The following is a 17016-nucleotide window of genomic DNA, read 5'->3' on the forward strand; positions in this document are numbered from 1 at the left end:
ATGCCGGATGGCGGCTTACGCCTTATCCGGCCTACAGGGAGTATTTTGTAGGCCCGGTAAGCATCGCGCCACCGGGCATAGGGTCAGCGACGTGAGCGGACAATCTGGTAGCGGCGAGTGAAATACTCAAACGGCGCGCTCCAGACATGCACCAGACGCGTGAACGGGAAAATCAGGAAGATGGTCATTCCCAACACCAGATGCGCGCGGAAAATCGGCGCCACGCCGTCCAGATGCGCCGAAGCGCCGCCCTGGAACGTCACAACCGCCTGCGCCCAACCGACCAGTTTCAGCATCTCACTTCCGTCCGGGTGTTGCGCGGAGAACGGTATTGTCGTCAGCCCGAGGATGCACTGGATCAGCAGGATACAGAGGATCAAAATATCCGCCGTGGATGAGCTGGCGCGCACGCGCTGATTAAACAGACGCCGAATCAGCAGACCTGCGCCGCCGACCAGCGTCAGCACACCGCAGACCCCGCCAAGAATCATCGCCATTTGCTGTTTCACCGCAATGGGCAGGAACCAGGCGTACATCCAGTGGGGCGTTAGCATACCGAACAGATGGCCGAAGAAGATCCCCAGGATGCCGATATGGAACAGGTTTGACCATAGCACCATACCGCGTTTGTCCAGCATCTGGCTGGACGAGGCGCGCCAGGTGTACTGTCCGTAGTCATAGCGCAACCAACTGCCGAGAATAAACACCGTGCCGCAGAGGTAGGGGTAGATGTCGTAAAAAAAGACGTTCAGGTACTGTATCATTTCGGGCCTCCCGCGCTGACGTCGACATACTGTGGCGCCACGTCCTGGCTAAAGCGTCGTTGATAGTGTTGTAACGGAGAACTGTCACAGGCGGTGGCGTTATCTTCGATAAACTTCACCTGTTCCTCTTCCCAGACGGCATCCAGCGCCTGACGCGTATCGTCACGCGCCTCGCCGTCGATCTGCTGCGTGACACTGTCACTGGAAAGTGGGCTACCCGCCAGCGACAGCAGGGCGTCAAACAGCTGATACCACGGCGTTTCCCGTTGTTTTAAACGCCCGCCCAGCAGCGCGAGGATCGGCGCGATGTTCTGCAATCCCTCCCGCGCTTCTGCTTCCGGCAGCACGCTCAAATACTCCAGATAGAGCGGCAGATGGTCGGGTAACTCGCGGCAGTCAAGTTGCAGTCCCACCTTTTCATACTGGGCCAGCAGATCGACCATCGCCTGGCCCCGATCGCGCGATTCCGCATGAACGTGTTCAAACAGCAACAGCGACGTCGCGCGCCCACGATCAAAGATTTCGCACCACTGCGCCTGCTTATCCAGCAGCGGGGCGTTTAACAGCTCAGTGGTGAAGTCGGTGAGCATTGGCGCGTCATGGCGAATAAGCGCGATGGCGTCGTCACGGCACTCCCACAACAGCTCATCCGGGTACTCCATCAGCAAGCCGATAATCTTGAGGATCTGCATTATTCGCCCTCCGCCTTATCGCGTACTTCGGTGATGTTGATGGCGTCAATGCGGCTGCTGTTAAACAAGTTAAATTTGGTGTCGGAACCGTGGCAGCCATCGCCGAAGGTGAAGCCGCAGCCGTTACGCTCAGGGAAGGCGTCACGCGCCATTTCGCGGTGACTGGTTGGGATCACGAAACGGTCTTCGTAGTTGGCGATCGCCAGGTAGCGATACATCTCTTCCACCTGTTCCACACTTAAGCCGACTTCCTCAATAGCGCGGGTGTCCGTAACGCCTTCCACCGTCTGCGAACGCATATAGTGGCGCATCGCCATCATCCGTTTCAGGGCGCGCAGCACCGGGCCGGTATCGCCTGCGCTTAGCATATTGGCAAGGTACTGCACCGGAATACGCAGGCTTTCGATCGCCGGAAGCACACCTTCGGTTTGCGGCAGGCCGCCAGCATCGGCATAAGACTGAATTGGCGACAGCGGCGGCACGTACCAGACCATCGGCAGGGTGCGGTATTCCGGGTGTAACGGCAGCGCCAGCTTCCAGTCCATCGCCATTTTGTAGACCGGGGAACGCTGAGCGGCCTCAATCACGTTTTGCGGAATACCCTGTTTCAGCGCTTCTTCAATCACCGCCGGATCGTTCGGGTCAAGGAACACGTCGCACTGGCGCTCATAGAGATCGGTTTCGTGTTCGGTGCTGGCCGCTTCTTCAATGCGGTCCGCGTCATACAACAACACGCCGAGATAGCGAATACGGCCAACACAGGTTTCCGAGCAGACGGTCGGCTGACCGGATTCGATACGCGGATAACAGAAAATACATTTTTCTGATTTGCCGCTTTTCCAGTTGAAGTAGATTTTTTTGTACGGACAACCGCTGATGCACAGACGCCAGCCGCGACATTTGTCCTGGTCGATTAGCACAATACCATCTTCTTCACGCTTATAAATCGCGCCGCTCGGGCAGGTCGCCACACAGCTTGGGTTAAGGCAGTGTTCGCACAGACGCGGCAGATACATCATGAAGGTGTTTTCGAACTGGCCGTACATCTCCTTTTGCATCTTCTCGAAGTTACGATCGCGGGCACGTTTTGAAAATTCGCCGCCGAGCAATTCTTCCCAGTTTGGCCCCCAGACAATTTTATCCATCCTTTTGCCATCAATCAGCGAACGCGGGCGGGCGGTGGGCTGGTTTTTGCTCTCCGGCGCGCTGTGCAGATGCTGATAATCGTAGGTAAACGGTTCGTAGTAATCATCGATTTGCGGGATCACCGGGTTGGCGAAAATTTTGGTGATAACGCCCATCTTGCCGCCCAGACGCGGTCTTATCTTGCCGTTGACATCGCGAACCCAGCCGCCTTGCCACTCTTCCTGATCTTCCCAGTTTTTCGGGTAGCCGATACCGGGTTTTGTCTCAACGTTGTTAAACCACGCGTACTCCATACCTTCACGCCCGGTCCAGACGTTTTTACAGGTGACGGAGCAGGTGTGGCAGCCGATGCACTTATCAAGGTTGAGAACCATGCCTACCTGTGAGCGTATTTTCATTTTTTCGCCTCCTGTACCTGATCCCGACCTTCATCATCCAGCCAGTTAATATTTTTCATTTTTCTAATCATGATGAACTCGTCGCGGTTCGATCCGACCGTACCGTAGTAGTTAAAGCTGTAAGCCAGCTGCGCATAGCCGCCGATCATATGGGTCGGTTTCGGGCAGACGCGCGTAACGGAGTTGTGAATCCCGCCGCGCATTCCCGTGACTTCAGAACCCGGGATATTCATGATGCGTTCCTGAGCGTGGTACATCATGGTCATACCCGGCGGCACGCGCTGGCTGACCACCGCACGCGCGGTGAGGGCGCCGTTGGCGTTGAAGGCCTCGATCCAGTCGTTATCCTCAATGCCGAGCTCACGGGCATCAGTTTCACTGATCCAGACAATCGGCCCGCCGCGCGACAGCGTCAGCATGAGCAGGTTTTCGCTATAGGTGGAGTGAATGCCCCATTTCTGGTGTGGCGTGAGGAAGTTCAGCGCTTTTTCCGGGAAACCGTTCGGCGGGATTTCGCGCATTTCGCTGACGCTACGGGTGTCAATCGGCGGACGGTAGGCCACCAGACTTTCCCCGAAGGCGCGCATCCAGGCGTGATCCTGATAGAGCTGCTGACGACCGGACAGCGTGCGCCACGGGATCAGCTCATGGACGTTGGTGTACCCGGCATTGTAAGAGACATGCTCGCTTTCAAGACCGGACCAGGTCGGGCTGGAGATAATTTTGCGCGGCTGGGCCTGAATATCCCGGAAGCGGATTTTCTCGTCTTCTTTGTTCAGCGCCAGATGAGTATGATCGCGCCCGGTAATCGCGCCCAGCGCTTCCCAGGCTTTGACTGCCACCTGACCGTTGGTTTCCGGCGCCAGCGCAAGGATGACCTCAGAGGCGTCCAGCGCGGTGTCAATCAGCGGGCGACCTTTCGCCGGGCCTTCACGTTTGGTGTAATTGAGTTTACCGAGGAAATCGACTTCGTTTTCCGTATTCCAGGAAATGCCTTTCCCGCCGTTGCCCAGCGTATCCATCAACGGGCCGAGGGAGGTGAACCGTTCATACGTCGCCGGATAGTCGCGTTCCACCACCGCGATGTTCGGCGCGGTTTTACCGGGGATCAGATCGCATTCGCCTTTGCGCCAGTCGAGAATATCAAACGGCTGCGCCAGCTCCGCCGGGGAGTCATGCTGTAGCGGTTGCAGCACCACATCGGTTTCTTTGCCAAGATGCCCCACGCAGACGTCGGAGAACACTTTGGCGATCCCTTTGTAGATTTCCCAGTCGCTTTTCGATTCCCACGCCGGGTCAACGGCAGCAGACAGCGGATGAATAAACGGATGCATATCCGAGGTATTCATGTCGTCTTTTTCATACCAGGTGGCGGTCGGCAGCACAATATCCGAGAACAGGCAGGTGCTGGACATACGGAAATCCAGCGTCACCAGCAGGTCGAGCTTGCCTTCAATGGCGGCCGTTTGCCACTCCACATCTTCCGGTTTGACGCCGTCACTGGACCCCAGCGCCTCTCCCTGAATGCCACTTTCGGTGCCCAGCAGGTATTTGAGCATGTATTCATGCCCCTTGCCGGATGAACCCAGCAAATTCGAGCGCCAGACGAAGAGGTTGCGCGGGTGGTTTTTACCGCTGTCCGGCTGCTCGCAGGCAAAACGAATATCTCCCGACTTCAGCGCCTGTACGGTGTAATCAGCAGGGGATAATCCGGCCTGTTCCGCTTTGCTTTTCAGCGTGAGCGGGTTGAGATTGAGCTGAGGCGCGGAGGGCAGCCAGCCCATACGTTCAGCTCGCACGTTGAAATCAATTAAATGGCCGGTAAAGCGTGAGGAATCAGCCAGCGGCGACAGCAGTTCCTGCGCGGTCAGTTTTTCATAACGCCACTGGCTGGCGTGATTATAGAAAAACGACGTGCTGTTCATCTGACGCGGCGGGCGGTTCCAGTCCAGCGCAAACGCCAGCGGCAGCCAGCCGGTTTGCGGGCGTAACTTTTCCTGCCCCACGTAGTGCGCCCAGCCGCCGCCGCTTTGCCCCACGCAGCCGCAGAACACGAGGATGTTAATCATCCCGCGATAGTTCATATCCATGTGATACCAGTGGTTCACACCGGCACCGAGGATGATCATGGAACGGCCATGCGTTTTATGCGCGGTATCGGCAAATTCCCGGGCGATCGTTTCGATGTGACGACGCGGTACGCCGGTAATCTGTTCGCCCCAGGCGGGAGTGTAGGCCTTAATTTCCGCGTAATCTTTGGCGCTGTGATCGTCATCCAGACCACGGTCCAGGCCATAATTCGCCAGCACCAGGTCGTAGACGCTGACGACCGGGCAGAGGCTGCCATCGGCCAGGGTAAGACGCTTCACCGGCAACTGGCGCACCAGAACCGGTTCTTGCTTCACGCTGCGAAAATGCGGGTTCTCATTACCGCCAAAGTAAGGGAACGCTACGCCAGCGACATCATCATGCTGGCCCAGCAAGGAGAGGGTCAGTTCCGTTTCGTTGCCTGCCGCCAGCGGCTCAAGATTCCACTTGCCTTTCTCGCCCCAGCGAAAGCCGATGGAGCCGTTCGGCACCACCAGTTCACCCGCGCGGTTATAAGCGACGGTTTTCCATTCCGGGTTATTGGTTTCACCCAGCCCGTCGACCAGATCGGACGCCCGCATCATGCGACCCGGCACATAGCTGCCGTCTTCGCGCGCTTCAAGCATGACCAGCATCGGCATGTCGGTATAGCGGCGACAGTAATTCAGGAAATAGTCGCTGAGGTTATCGAGATGAAATTCTTTGAGGATGACGTGGCCCATTGCCATCGCCAGCGCGCTGTCAGTACCTTGCTTCGGCGCCAGCCACTGGTCGCACAGCTTGGCGACTTCTGAGTAGTCCGGCGTAATGGCAATCGTCTTGGTGCCTTTGTAACGCACTTCTGTGAAGAAGTGTGCGTCCGGCGTGCGCGTTTGCGGCACGTTAGAGCCCCAGGCGATGATATAGCTGGAGTTGTACCAGTCTGCGGATTCCGGGACATCGGTTTGCTCGCCCCACGTCATCGGCGATGCGGGCGGCAGATCGCAGTACCAGTCATAGAAACTCAGGCAGGTTCCGCCGAGCAACGAGAGATAACGGGTCCCGGCGGCGTAGGAGACCATCGACATCGCCGGAATCGGCGAGAACCCGGCGACACGGTCAGGCCCATAGTTTTTGACGGTCCAGACGTTGGCCGCCGCGATCAGCTGATTAAGTTCTTTCCAGTTAGAACGAATAAACCCACCGCGTCCACGCACCTGCTTGTAGCTTTGGCACTTTTGCGGATCGTTCATGATCGACTCCCACGCTAGTACCGGATCAGGCTGGCGGGAAAGGGCGTCACGCCACAGTTCAATCAGGCGTTTACGCACCAGCGGATACTTCAGGCGGTTAGCGCTATAGAGATACCAGGAATAGCTGGCGCCGCGTGGGCAGCCGCGCGGTTCATGATTAGGCAGATCCGGGCGGGTTCGGGGGTAGTCCGTCTGCTGCGTTTCCCAGGTCACCAGACCATTTTTAACGTAGATTTTCCAGCTACAGGAGCCGGTGCAGTTCACGCCATGCGTGGAGCGCACGATTTTATCGAACTGCCAGCGCTGACGATAACTGTCCTCCCAGTCCCGGTTGGTGTGCATCACCTGACCGTGACCGTCCGCAAAAGTGTCGCCTTTTTGCTTAAAATAGCGAAAGCGATCCAACAGTTTACTCATGACATTTCTCCTGCTCCATAATGTGTCAGGCGGTCTTGTAGGCCGGATAAGGCGCTGTGCGATTGCCTGATGGCGACGCCCGGCGTCTTATCCGGCCTACGTCCGAACCTGTGATGAATATGTTTTATTTTTTTGTTGCTGCCGGTTTACGGCGACCATAAACCAGCCAGGTCACCAGTACGCAAACGATGTAAAACACCAGAAAGATTTTCATTGCGCCAACCGGCGAGCCGGTCAACGCCAGAGAAGAACCAAAAGCTTTAGGGATAAAGAAACCGCCGACTGCGCCAATCGCAGAGATAAAACCGAGGGCAGCGGCCGTATCGGTCACGGCTTCACGCTGGGCCTGCGCATCTGAGCCGCCGCGCAGTTTCACTCTGTAGATCGTGATCTGGCGGAAAATGACCGCAATCATCTGGAAGGTCGAGCCGCTTCCCAGGCCCGCCGTCAGGAAAAGCCCCATAAACACCAGATAGAAGGCGATAAAACTTCCTGAGCCGGAGCCCGGTAATGTCAGAAACAGCAGGGCGGTAAACAGCGCCATGAAAACGAAGTTAATCAGCGTGACGCGAACGCCGCCGAACCTGTCAGAAATAACGCCGCCCGCAGAACGCGCAAGCGCGCCGATAAACGGGCCAAAGAAGGCCAGTTGCAGAATATTGACGTCGGGAAACTGGGTTTTCGCCAGCATGGCGAATCCTGCGGAGAAACCGATAAAAGAACCGAAGGTGGCGAGATAGAGCAGGCTGAGCAGCCAAAGGTGAAAGCGTTTCAGCACCGGCAGTTGAGAAGCGACAGAGGCTTTCGAACTGGCGATATCATTCATCCCGGTCCAGGCTGCGAGGGTCGCGATAAGCAATAACGGCACCCAGATCCACGCGGCGTTCGTCAGCGAAAGCAGCGAGCCATCGGGCTGCGGCACACCTTGTACGCCCAGAAAAGTGAACATGGGCAGGAAAATCACCAGCGGGGCGACAAGTTGCATCACGCTGACGCCAAGGTTGCCTAAACCGCCGTTCACGCCGAGGGCGCTACCTTGCTTTGCTTTCGGGAAGAAAAAACTGATGTTGCCCATACTGGAGGCAAAGTTAGCGCCAGCAAAACCGCACAGCAGCGCAATGATAATAAATACTCCAAAAGGGGTGGATGTGTTTTGCACCGCAAAACCGAGCCAGATACAGGGAATAATCAGAATAACTGTGCTAAAAATCGTCCAGCGACGCCCGCCAAATATAGGTACCATAAAGGAGTAGGGCACGCGTAATATAGCCCCGGACAGCGAAGGTAAAGCGGTTAATAAAAAGAGCTGGTCAGTGGTGAAATTAAAACCAATTTTATTCAAATTAACGGCGACGGCACTAAATAACATCCAGACGCAGAATGCGAGCAATAAACAAGCCACTGATATCCAAAGATTTCTTCGGGCAATGTGTTTACCTTTGTTTTCCCAGAAAGCGGGTTGTTCTGGCCTCCAGTCACTCAAAAGATAACGATTATTTTTCTCATTTTGTAGCGCCATATTGCCCTCACACGCACACGTCGTTCATGAAAAAAAAGAAATAAGTCCAGGAAGGGCGCGCGGGCCCTTTTTAGAATTTATTGAAGACTTTTAAGAATATTGATTGAAAGGATAGATAAAAAAGCGAGACCACGAGGAGTGAAGGGCGGTTAATAAGTTGCTTAAGTGTTACCAAATGTAAATACAAAAGATACATTGTTAACTAACGTATAACATCAGCGAAATAACTCCAGCGTAATCATGCGGTCCAGATGCTGCTGGTAGGCAGGGTCGGTCATTTCAGGCATACCGAGGGCGTACATGCCGTCCAGCCCGCAGGCTAATGCGATTAATCGCCAGGCGACATCAGCGGCGGCTGAGGCCAATGAAAATTCTCCTGCCTCCTGACCGCCTTCAATGATGGCGGTCGTTTCTTCATGCCACATTTGCATGGTCAGCAGGTAGGCGCTTTTAATTTCCGGGTCGTTATCCGCCAGGATCTGCGCTTCCCGCCAGAGTTTAATGTAGGGCTCTAATCCGCCATCGTCACTCCCCAGCATGGCGTGCAGCCGCATGCGCCAGGTGCAGTGCTCAGGCACCAGGCTGGCATCCAGCAAGGTGCGAATCAGACGAACGAATACCTGAGATTTAAGCTCGCCAGAACTGCTGAAATGGTGGTGGAGTTGCCCGGTCGCGACGCCGGCTTCCTGCGCGATTCGCCTTACCGTCATGCCACTCAATCCCTCTTCCAGCGCGACGCGCATTGCCGCTTGCAGGATCACCTCACGGCGCTCATCCCGATTCAGATAACTCATGGCTTTCTCCCATTTTCGCAGTTGGCGCAGTGTAACAAAAAGCTGGACATGCGTTCAACTTTCCGTAGGATCGCGAGAGTTGAACATGTGTTCAGTTTTTGCTTTCAAAGGACGTTTTATGTTTCGTCAGTGGTTAACGTTAATGATTATTGTACTGGTCTACATCCCTGTTGCGATTGATGCAACGGTGCTGCACGTTGCCGCACCCACGCTGAGCATGACGTTGGGCGCCAGTGGCAACGAGCTGTTGTGGATCATTGATATTTATTCTCTGGTGATGGCAGGGATGGTATTGCCGATGGGCGCGCTGGGCGATCGAATCGGCTTTAAACGCCTGCTGTTGCTGGGGGGAGGCTTATTCGGTCTTGCGTCGCTGGCGGCAGCGTTCGCCCACAGCGCCAGTTGGCTGATTGCTACCCGCGCGATTCTGGCTATCGGCGCGGCGATGATTGTTCCGGCGACGCTGGCCGGTATCCGCGCTACGTTTTCTGAGGCCCGCCACCGTAATATGGCGCTTGGCGTCTGGGCGGCCGTAGGGTCGGGCGGCGCCGCGTTCGGCCCGCTGGTCGGCGGTATGTTACTGGAGCACTTTTACTGGGGATCGGTCTTCCTGATCAATGTGCCCATTGTCCTGGCGGTGATGGCGTTAACGGCGCGCTTTGTGCCTCGCCAGTCCGGTCGCCGCGATCAGCCATTGAACTTTAGCCATGCGGTCATGCTGATTATCGCCATCCTGCTGCTGGTATACAGCGCGAAAACCGCGCTGAAAGGGCAACTGGCCAGCGGCGTTATCGCCCTGACGCTGATGATCGGCGCGCTGTTGTTGGGCATGTTTATTCGCACGCAGCTCGCCGCAGCGCGCCCGATGATCGATATGCGTCTGTTTACGCATCGCATCATTCTGAGCGGCGTTGTGATGGCGATGACGGCGATGATCACGCTGGTCGGCTTCGAGTTGCTGATGGCGCAGGAGCTTCAGTTTGTTCATGGCTTAACGCCGTATGAAGCAGGGCTGTTTATGCTGCCGGTGATGCTCGCAAGTGGATTCAGCGGCCCCCTTGCCGGGATGCTGGTTTCACGACTGGGATTGCGAACGGTGGCGACTGGCGGCATGGCGCTAAGCGCGCTGAGCTTTTATGGCCTGGCAATGACGGATTTCAGCACGCAGCAATGGCAGGCCTGGTGCCTGATGGCGCTGCTGGGTTTTAGCGCCGCCAGCGCGTTGCTCGCCTCTACTGCCGCCATTATGGCCGCTGCGCCCGCAGAAAAAGCGGCGGCGGCCGGGGCGATAGAAACCATGGCCTATGAACTGGGCGCCGGGCTTGGCATTGCGATCTTTGGCTTGTTGTTAAGCCGCAGCTTTTCCGCATCTATCCTGCTTCCTTCCGGCCTGAACGCAGAGGAAATCGAACGCGCATCGTCGTCAATGGGAGAAGCGGTGCAGCTGGCGGATACGCTCTCGCCTTCACTTGGTGAGGCGATACTGGACGCCGCCAGACAGGCGTTTACCTGGTCGCACAGCGTGGCGCTGAGCAGTGCCGGAAGCATGTTAATTCTGTTAGCAGTAGGGATGTGGTTTAGTCTGGCAAAAGTAAAACGCGGCTAACCTAATGTGCTAATTGACAGGGGTAATCCATCGCTTCGATCTCTTTACCGCTCAGGCGAGCGTATTGCCCCGTCAACCGCCAGAACGCAGGTTGCGTTTCGGTATAGATTTCGGCTGCCAGGATCAGACGACGCCGTTCATCTTCGGTTAATTCCAACAGCGTCCAGGGCATAAAATAGCGGTCGCTTTCCGTCAGCCGGAACCACAGCGGACACCCACAACCTGAACAGAAGTAGCGTTCGCCACGCAAAGAAGAAGAGAAGTGAGAGGGCTCTGGTGAATGGGGAGCCATAAGCGGACGACCGCAGGCTTCCAGGTACATCGCAATACCACCAGACCATTTTTGACACAGCGTGCAGTGACAGGCATAAACATCGAGCATTTCAACGTCAACGGTAAAATGACTCTGCCCACAGAGGCAACGTCCTGTGAACGTTTGCACGGCATACTCCTTATGACCGGATCAACATCTGGAGAAAAGCCAGCCCATGATGGGCTGGCTTATGTTCAAATCAGGAAAGATTAGAACTGGTAGGTCAGACCAACAGCAACGATGTTGTCAGTGCTAACGCCAGCTGCTTCGGTGAAGCGGCTGTCGTCAACCAGGTTGATTTTGTAATCAACGTAGGTAGACATGTTTTTGTTGAAGTAGTAGGTCGCGCCCACATCGATGTACTCAACCAGATCCTGGTCGCCCCAGCTACCGATATCTTTACCTTTGGATTTCAGGTAAGCGATGGACGGACGCAGACCGAAGTCGAACTGGTACTGAGCAACAGCTTCGAAGTTCTGCGCTTTGTTCGCAATGTGATCGCTGCCGTAAGCAGTCATATTGCGGGTTTCAGAGTAGGTGGTCGCCAGGTAGATGTTGTTCGCATCGTATTTCAGACCAGCAGCCCAAACCTCTGCGTTTTTACCGCCTGCGTTCAGTTCGTTCGCAGCAGAATTCACCTGCGCGTCAGTACGGTCAGATTTTGCATAAGATGCACCCACGCCGAAACCGTCGAACTCATAGGTAGAGGAGATACCGAAACCGTCGCCATTCGCTTTAGTGATGTCAGCGCCGTAGATTTTATCGCTGTTACTACGTTCGTTTTTACCCTGATACTGAGCAGCGAAGTTCAGACCTTCAACCAGACCGAAGAAGTCGGTGTTACGGTAGGTTGCAACGCCGGTAGTACGGCCAGTCATGAACACATCGCTCTGGGTCCAGGTATCGCCACCGAACTCAGGCAGAACGTCAGTCCATGCGCCGATGTCGTAAACGACGCCGTAGTTACGGCCGTAGTCCAGAGAACCGAACTGATCAAATTTCAGACCAGCGAACGCCAGACGCGTTTTGTTGCCTTTGGTGCCGTTGGACTCGTCGTTGTTGCCTTTGAATTCATATTCCCACTGGCCGAAACCGGTCAGTTGGTCGTTGATCTGAGTTTCGCCTTTGAAGCCCAGACGCGCATAAGTTTTATCGCCATCATCACCCTTGTCGTCAGAGAAATAATGAAGAGCGGTTACTTTACCGTACAGGTCCAGTTTGTTGCCGTCTTTGTTATATACCTCAGCTGCGTTTACCGCACCTGCTGCCAACAGGGTAGTCACTGCCACTGCAACTAATTTAAGTTTCATTTTAATTAATCCTTATAATTTTCTTAGCGTGTTTCCTAAACCATTTCTAAACGAGGCCGCTTGTCAATGGCAGACTATTTTTAATAGACGTCGTGGTACTAATTCAATAATAAGTTTCATAAGATTACAAATTATTTGAAGTTGTGTGATCCAGATCTACATAATAGATCTCATGGTATTAATTTTAGATGGGTATATCCTGAGATAATATATTTTCAAAAGGAATTGTTTTGCGGGTGATGGTTTTATTGTCTCTAGTCACGCTTGCTGACTATATACGAAAATACAGTTACAAATGAACATAAAATGCTTTATTTTATCAATTGAACATCATAATTTTAACAAAAACAAAACAAGTGATGAAGTATTATACACTCCGTTCGCCATTCATCAGCAACAACAAATTTTCATTTAAATAACTATATGGCAAGAAGCCAGAAAAAAAGCAAATAAGAATTTTCGAAGAAATAATGCCGATCGCAATATTCATTTAACCGAAATTAATACAGCAGGAAGAGAGTCGGGGCAGCCACAGAACTCGAAAGATAATCCGCCCCGACCACTGACTTCAGGCGCGACGCGTCGCTAACCAACAAAGCAGGGAACCCACACACACCATAACCGCACCTTGCCAGAATGAAAATGACAGCGGCGCGCTTAACAGGACAGCGGCCAGCGCAGATGACAGCACCGGGGTAAAATAGGACCCCACAGCCATAATCGTGACGTTGCCATGCAAAATACCCACGTTCCATGCTGCATAAGCAAATCCTAACGTCAGGGCAGCAGAAAACAGTTTGATAACGACAGGCGTGCTAAAAATCATCTCCGGCTGCGGCGTCAGAAAATAATGTACCCATAAACTTGCAGCAGTGAGGAGGACAAATATCGTAATGCCATTAAACCCTCTGGCATATTTGTTAGTGACGGTACAGTAGGTTGCCCAGATAAATGCGCCGAGAAAAGCGAGAAAATAGCTTAATGGGCTGGTTGCAATATTGCTGATAATTTCATCAGCATGGAGTCCATGTTCACCGCCTAAAACCCAACAGACGCCGGTTAACGCGACAATTAATCCTGGAACAACCAGCCAGGTTGTTTTTTGTCCATTGAACAAAATAGCAAAAAGAATCGTCAGGCTGGGCCATAAATAGTTGACCATGCCGACTTCAATTGCCTGGTGACGCGTTGCTGCATATCCCAGCGAGAGCGCCAGACATATTTCATAACTGACAAACAGTACGCTGCCAGCGATTAAATAACGAACAGGAAAACGACGAATATTGGGGAACCCAACGGTAAAGATGAGCAATAATCCGCTTAGCGAATAAATAGCGGCGGCGCCGCCAACAGGCCCAAGTCCTTCACTTACCCCACGAATAAGCCCGACCATCGTGCTCCAGAGTACGATGGCAATAAGTCCAATTAACGTTGCTTTTTGTGTCGTCATTCTCTCCGTTTATCCCCATTCCTGGTCAAAAAAATATCGCTGAAATTTATAGCACTTTTACACCTTCCCGCGCTAATTCATTGTCTTTCTGATACTCCTTTGGTGGTATATAAACTCGACAAAAAGAACTATTTAGTAGCGGAACCGATTCGTTATTGATTTGACGCAAAAAAGTTATGGATATTGCTGTTAGTTTCCTCGCGAAGTTACATCCCTGGAAAAAAGAGGAAAGCAATGGACGTCAGCCGCAGACAATTTTTTAAAATCTGCGCGGGCGGTATGGCGGGAACAACAGTCGCTGCTCTGGGTTTTGCACCCAAAATGGCACTGGCTCAAGCGCGAAATTATAAGCTGTTACGCGCTAAAGAGATCCGAAACACCTGCACATACTGTTCCGTAGGTTGCGGGCTATTAATGTATAGCCTGGGCGATGGAGCAAAAAACGCAAAAGAAGCAATTTATCACATCGAAGGGGACCCGGATCATCCGGTCAGCCGTGGCGCATTGTGTCCGAAGGGCGCAGGTTTGCTGGACTATGTACACAGTGAAAACCGCTTGCGTTACCCGGAGTATCGCGCGCCAGGTTCAGATAAATGGCAACGCATTAGCTGGGATGACGCGTTCACCCGCATCGCAAAGCTGATGAAAGCCGACCGTGACGCCAACTTTATTGAAAAGAACGAACAGGGCGTAACGGTAAACCGCTGGCTTTCCACGGGGATGCTTTGCGCCTCCGCCACCAGTAACGAAACAGGCATGTTGACGCAGAAGTTCGCGCGTTCCCTCGGCATGCTGGCAGTAGACAACCAGGCACGCGTCTGACACGGACCAACGGTAGCAAGTCTTGCTCCAACATTTGGTCGCGGTGCGATGACCAACCACTGGGTTGATATCAAAAACGCCAACGTCGTTATGGTGATGGGCGGTAACGCCGCTGAAGCACATCCGGTGGGATTCCGCTGGGCGATAGAAGCGAAAAACAACAACGACGCCACGCTGATTGTCGTCGATCCACGTTTTACACGTACAGCCTCGGTCGCGGATATTTACGCGCCTATTCGCTCCGGTACGGACATTACCTTCCTGTCCGGCGTACTGCTGTATCTGATTGAAAACAATAAAATCAATGCCGAATACGTTAAGCATTACACCAACGCCAGCCTGCTGGTGCGGGATGATTTTGCTTTCGATGATGGTCTGTTTAGCGGCTATGACGCCAAAAAACGCCAGTATGACAAGTCATCCTGGAACTATCAGTTCGACGAAAACGGCTATGCAAAACGTGATGAGACGCTGAGCCATCCGCGCTGCGTATGGAATCTGCTGAAACAACACGTTTCCCGCTATACGCCAGATGTTGTCGAAAACATCTGCGGTACGCCAAAAGCCGATTTCCTGAAAGTGTGTGAAGTGCTGGCCTCCACCAGCGCCGCCGATCGTACCACTACCTTCCTGTACGCGCTGGGCTGGACGCAACATACCGTTGGCGCGCAGAACATCCGTACGATGGCGATGATCCAGTTGCTGCTCGGCAACATGGGGATGGCAGGCGGCGGCGTCAACGCCTTACGCGGCCACTCTAACATCCAGGGGTTAACGGATTTAGGTCTGCTTTCCACCAGCCTGAGCGGTTATCTGACCCTGCCGTCTGAGAAGCAGGCGGATCTGCAAACCTATTTGAGCGCAAACACGCCGAAAGCCACGCTGGCTGACCAGGTGAACTACTGGGGCAACTATCCGAAGTTCTTCGTCAGTCTGATGAAATCGTTCTACGGCGATGCGGCGCAGAAAGAGAATGACTGGGGCTTTGAATGGCTGCCGAAGTGGGATCAGGCCTACGACGTCATTAAATACTTCAACATGATGGATAGCGGTAAAGTGACCGGCTACATCTGTCAGGGCTTTAACCCGGTTGCGTCCTTCCCGGACAAAAACAAAGTGGTGCAGTCGCTGAGCAAGCTGAAGTACATGGTGGTCATTGACCCGCTGGTGACGGAAACCTCCACGTTCTGGCAGAACCACGGCGAGTCTAACAACGTTGATCCGGCGTCGATCCAGACTGAAGTCTTCCGTCTGCCGTCAACCTGTTTTGCCGAAGAAGATGGCTCTATCGCCAACTCTGGCCGCTGGTTGCAGTGGCACTGGAAAGGTCAGGATGCGCCGGGCGAAGCCCGCAACGACGGCCAAATTCTGGCCGGTATTTACCACCGTCTGCGTGAGATGTATCGCAGCGAAGGGGGTAAAGGCGTTGAACCGCTACTGAAGATGAGCTGGGACTACAAACAGCCGGATCATCCTGAGTCTGAAGAGATTGCGAAAGAGAACAACGGCTACGCGCTGGAAGATCTCTATGACGCCAACGGCGTCCTGCTGGCGAAGAAAGGCCAGTTGCTGAGCAGTTTTGCCCAGTTACGCGATGACGGAACGACGTCGTCCTCCTGCTGGATTTATACCGGCAGCTGGACCGAACAGGGCAACCAGATGGCTAACCGTGACAACGCCGACCCGTCAGGTCTCGGCAATACGTTGGGTTGGGCATGGGCATGGCCGCTGAACCGCCGCGTACTGTATAACCGCGCCTCGGCAGATCCACAGGGTAAACCGTGGGACCCGAAACGGATGCTGATTCAGTGGAACGGATCGAAGTGGACGGGGAACGATATCCCGGACTTCAACACCGCCGCACCGGGTAGCGCAACCGGGCCGTTTATCATGCAGCCGGAAGGGTTGGGACGTCTGTTCGCCATCGATAAGCTGGCGGAAGGGCCGTTCCCGGAACACTACGAGCCGATGGAAACGCCGCTGGGCACCAACCCGCTGCACCCGAACGTGATCTCCAGCCCGGTCGTTCGTCTGTACGAAGAAGATGCGCGGCGTATGGGCAAGAAAGATCAGTTCCCGTATGTCGGTACAACCTATCGTCTGACCGAACATTTCCACACCTGGACCAAGCACGCATTGCTGAATGCGATTGCTCAGCCAGAGCAGTTTGTGGAAATCAGCGAAAACCTGGCGGCCTCGAAAGGGATTGCCAACGGCGACGCAGTGAAAGTCAGCAGCAAACGTGGATTCATCCGGGCGGTTGCCGTGGTGACCCGACGTCTGCAAACGCTGAACGTCAATGGTCAGCAGGTTGAAACCGTGGGTATTCCGCTGCACTGGGGCTTTGAAGGGGTTGCGCGTAAAGGCTATATCGCGAACACCCTGACGCCAAATGTCGGTGATTCCAACTCGCAAACGCCGGAATATAAAGCGTTTTTAGTTAACATCGAGAAGGCGTAAGGGAG

Annotated in this window: 11 protein-coding genes; 2 read left to right on the top strand and 9 right to left on the bottom strand. The window is 54.1% G+C overall.

Features of this window, described 5'->3' with window-relative positions; translation table 11 throughout:
• Window positions 1-83: 83 nt before the first annotated feature.
• The 6 genes from narI to OGV67_RS10490 form a co-directional block, all read right to left on the bottom strand.
• A complete protein-coding gene (gene narI / locus OGV67_RS10465; protein ID WP_012132374.1) occupies window positions 84-764 on the bottom strand; it encodes a respiratory nitrate reductase subunit gamma in 681 nt (226 codons plus the stop codon).
• Window positions 761-1456 (bottom strand): nitrate reductase molybdenum cofactor assembly chaperone, encoded by a 696-nt coding sequence (gene narW / locus OGV67_RS10470; protein WP_115614785.1) that lies wholly within the window; start codon window positions 1454-1456, stop codon window positions 761-763. Before narW ends, narI begins: the two co-directional genes overlap by 4 nt.
• On the bottom strand, window positions 1456-3000 hold the full coding sequence (narH, locus tag OGV67_RS10475) for a nitrate reductase subunit beta (protein ID WP_012132376.1): 1545 nt from the start codon (window positions 2998-3000) through the stop codon (window positions 1456-1458). The genes narW and narH overlap by 1 nt, the downstream gene beginning before the upstream one ends.
• Window positions 2997-6737, bottom strand: a complete 3741-nt coding sequence (locus tag OGV67_RS10480) for a nitrate reductase subunit alpha (RefSeq protein ID WP_115614786.1) — start codon at window positions 6735-6737, stop codon at window positions 2997-2999. Before OGV67_RS10480 ends, narH begins: the two co-directional genes overlap by 4 nt.
• Window positions 6738-6861: 124 nt before the next feature.
• Window positions 6862-8256, bottom strand: a complete 1395-nt coding sequence (locus tag OGV67_RS10485; RefSeq protein ID WP_115614787.1) for a NarK family nitrate/nitrite MFS transporter — start codon at window positions 8254-8256, stop codon at window positions 6862-6864.
• 215 nt (window positions 8257-8471) lie between these two features.
• Window positions 8472-9050 carry a TetR family transcriptional regulator gene (locus OGV67_RS10490; protein WP_058669179.1) on the bottom strand — a complete coding sequence of 193 codons (579 nt, stop codon included), beginning with the start codon at window positions 9048-9050 and terminating at the stop codon, window positions 8472-8474.
• Between the two features lie 118 nt (window positions 9051-9168).
• Here OGV67_RS10490 and OGV67_RS10495 point away from each other — a divergent pair, with 118 nt between their 5' ends.
• Complete coding sequence (locus OGV67_RS10495; protein ID WP_115614788.1) at window positions 9169-10656, top strand: MFS transporter; 1488 nt, start codon at window positions 9169-9171, stop codon at window positions 10654-10656.
• Between the two features lies 1 nt (window position 10657).
• Here the strand turns inward: OGV67_RS10495 and OGV67_RS10500 are convergent, their stop codons facing one another.
• From OGV67_RS10500 to yddG, 3 genes are all read right to left on the bottom strand, one after another.
• Complete coding sequence (locus OGV67_RS10500; protein ID WP_024130326.1) at window positions 10658-11098, bottom strand: GFA family protein; 441 nt, start codon at window positions 11096-11098, stop codon at window positions 10658-10660.
• 80 nt (window positions 11099-11178) lie between these two features.
• Complete coding sequence (gene ompC, locus OGV67_RS10505; RefSeq protein WP_047463657.1) at window positions 11179-12279, bottom strand: porin OmpC; 1101 nt, start codon at window positions 12277-12279, stop codon at window positions 11179-11181.
• Between the two features lie 568 nt (window positions 12280-12847).
• A complete protein-coding gene (yddG, locus tag OGV67_RS10510; protein ID WP_115614789.1) occupies window positions 12848-13729 on the bottom strand; it encodes an aromatic amino acid efflux DMT transporter YddG in 882 nt (293 codons plus the stop codon).
• Window positions 13730-13963: 234 nt separating this feature from the next.
• Between yddG and fdnG the strand changes: the two genes are divergently transcribed.
• Window positions 13964-17011 carry a formate dehydrogenase-N subunit alpha gene (gene fdnG / locus OGV67_RS10515; protein ID WP_286465489.1) on the top strand — a complete coding sequence of 1016 codons (3048 nt, stop codon included), beginning with the start codon at window positions 13964-13966 and terminating at the stop codon, window positions 17009-17011.
• Window positions 17012-17016 lie beyond the last annotated feature (5 nt).

This window comes from Citrobacter sp. CK188, assembly GCF_030333525.1.
GTDB classification, from domain to species: domain Bacteria; phylum Pseudomonadota; class Gammaproteobacteria; order Enterobacterales; family Enterobacteriaceae; genus Citrobacter_B; species Citrobacter_B koseri.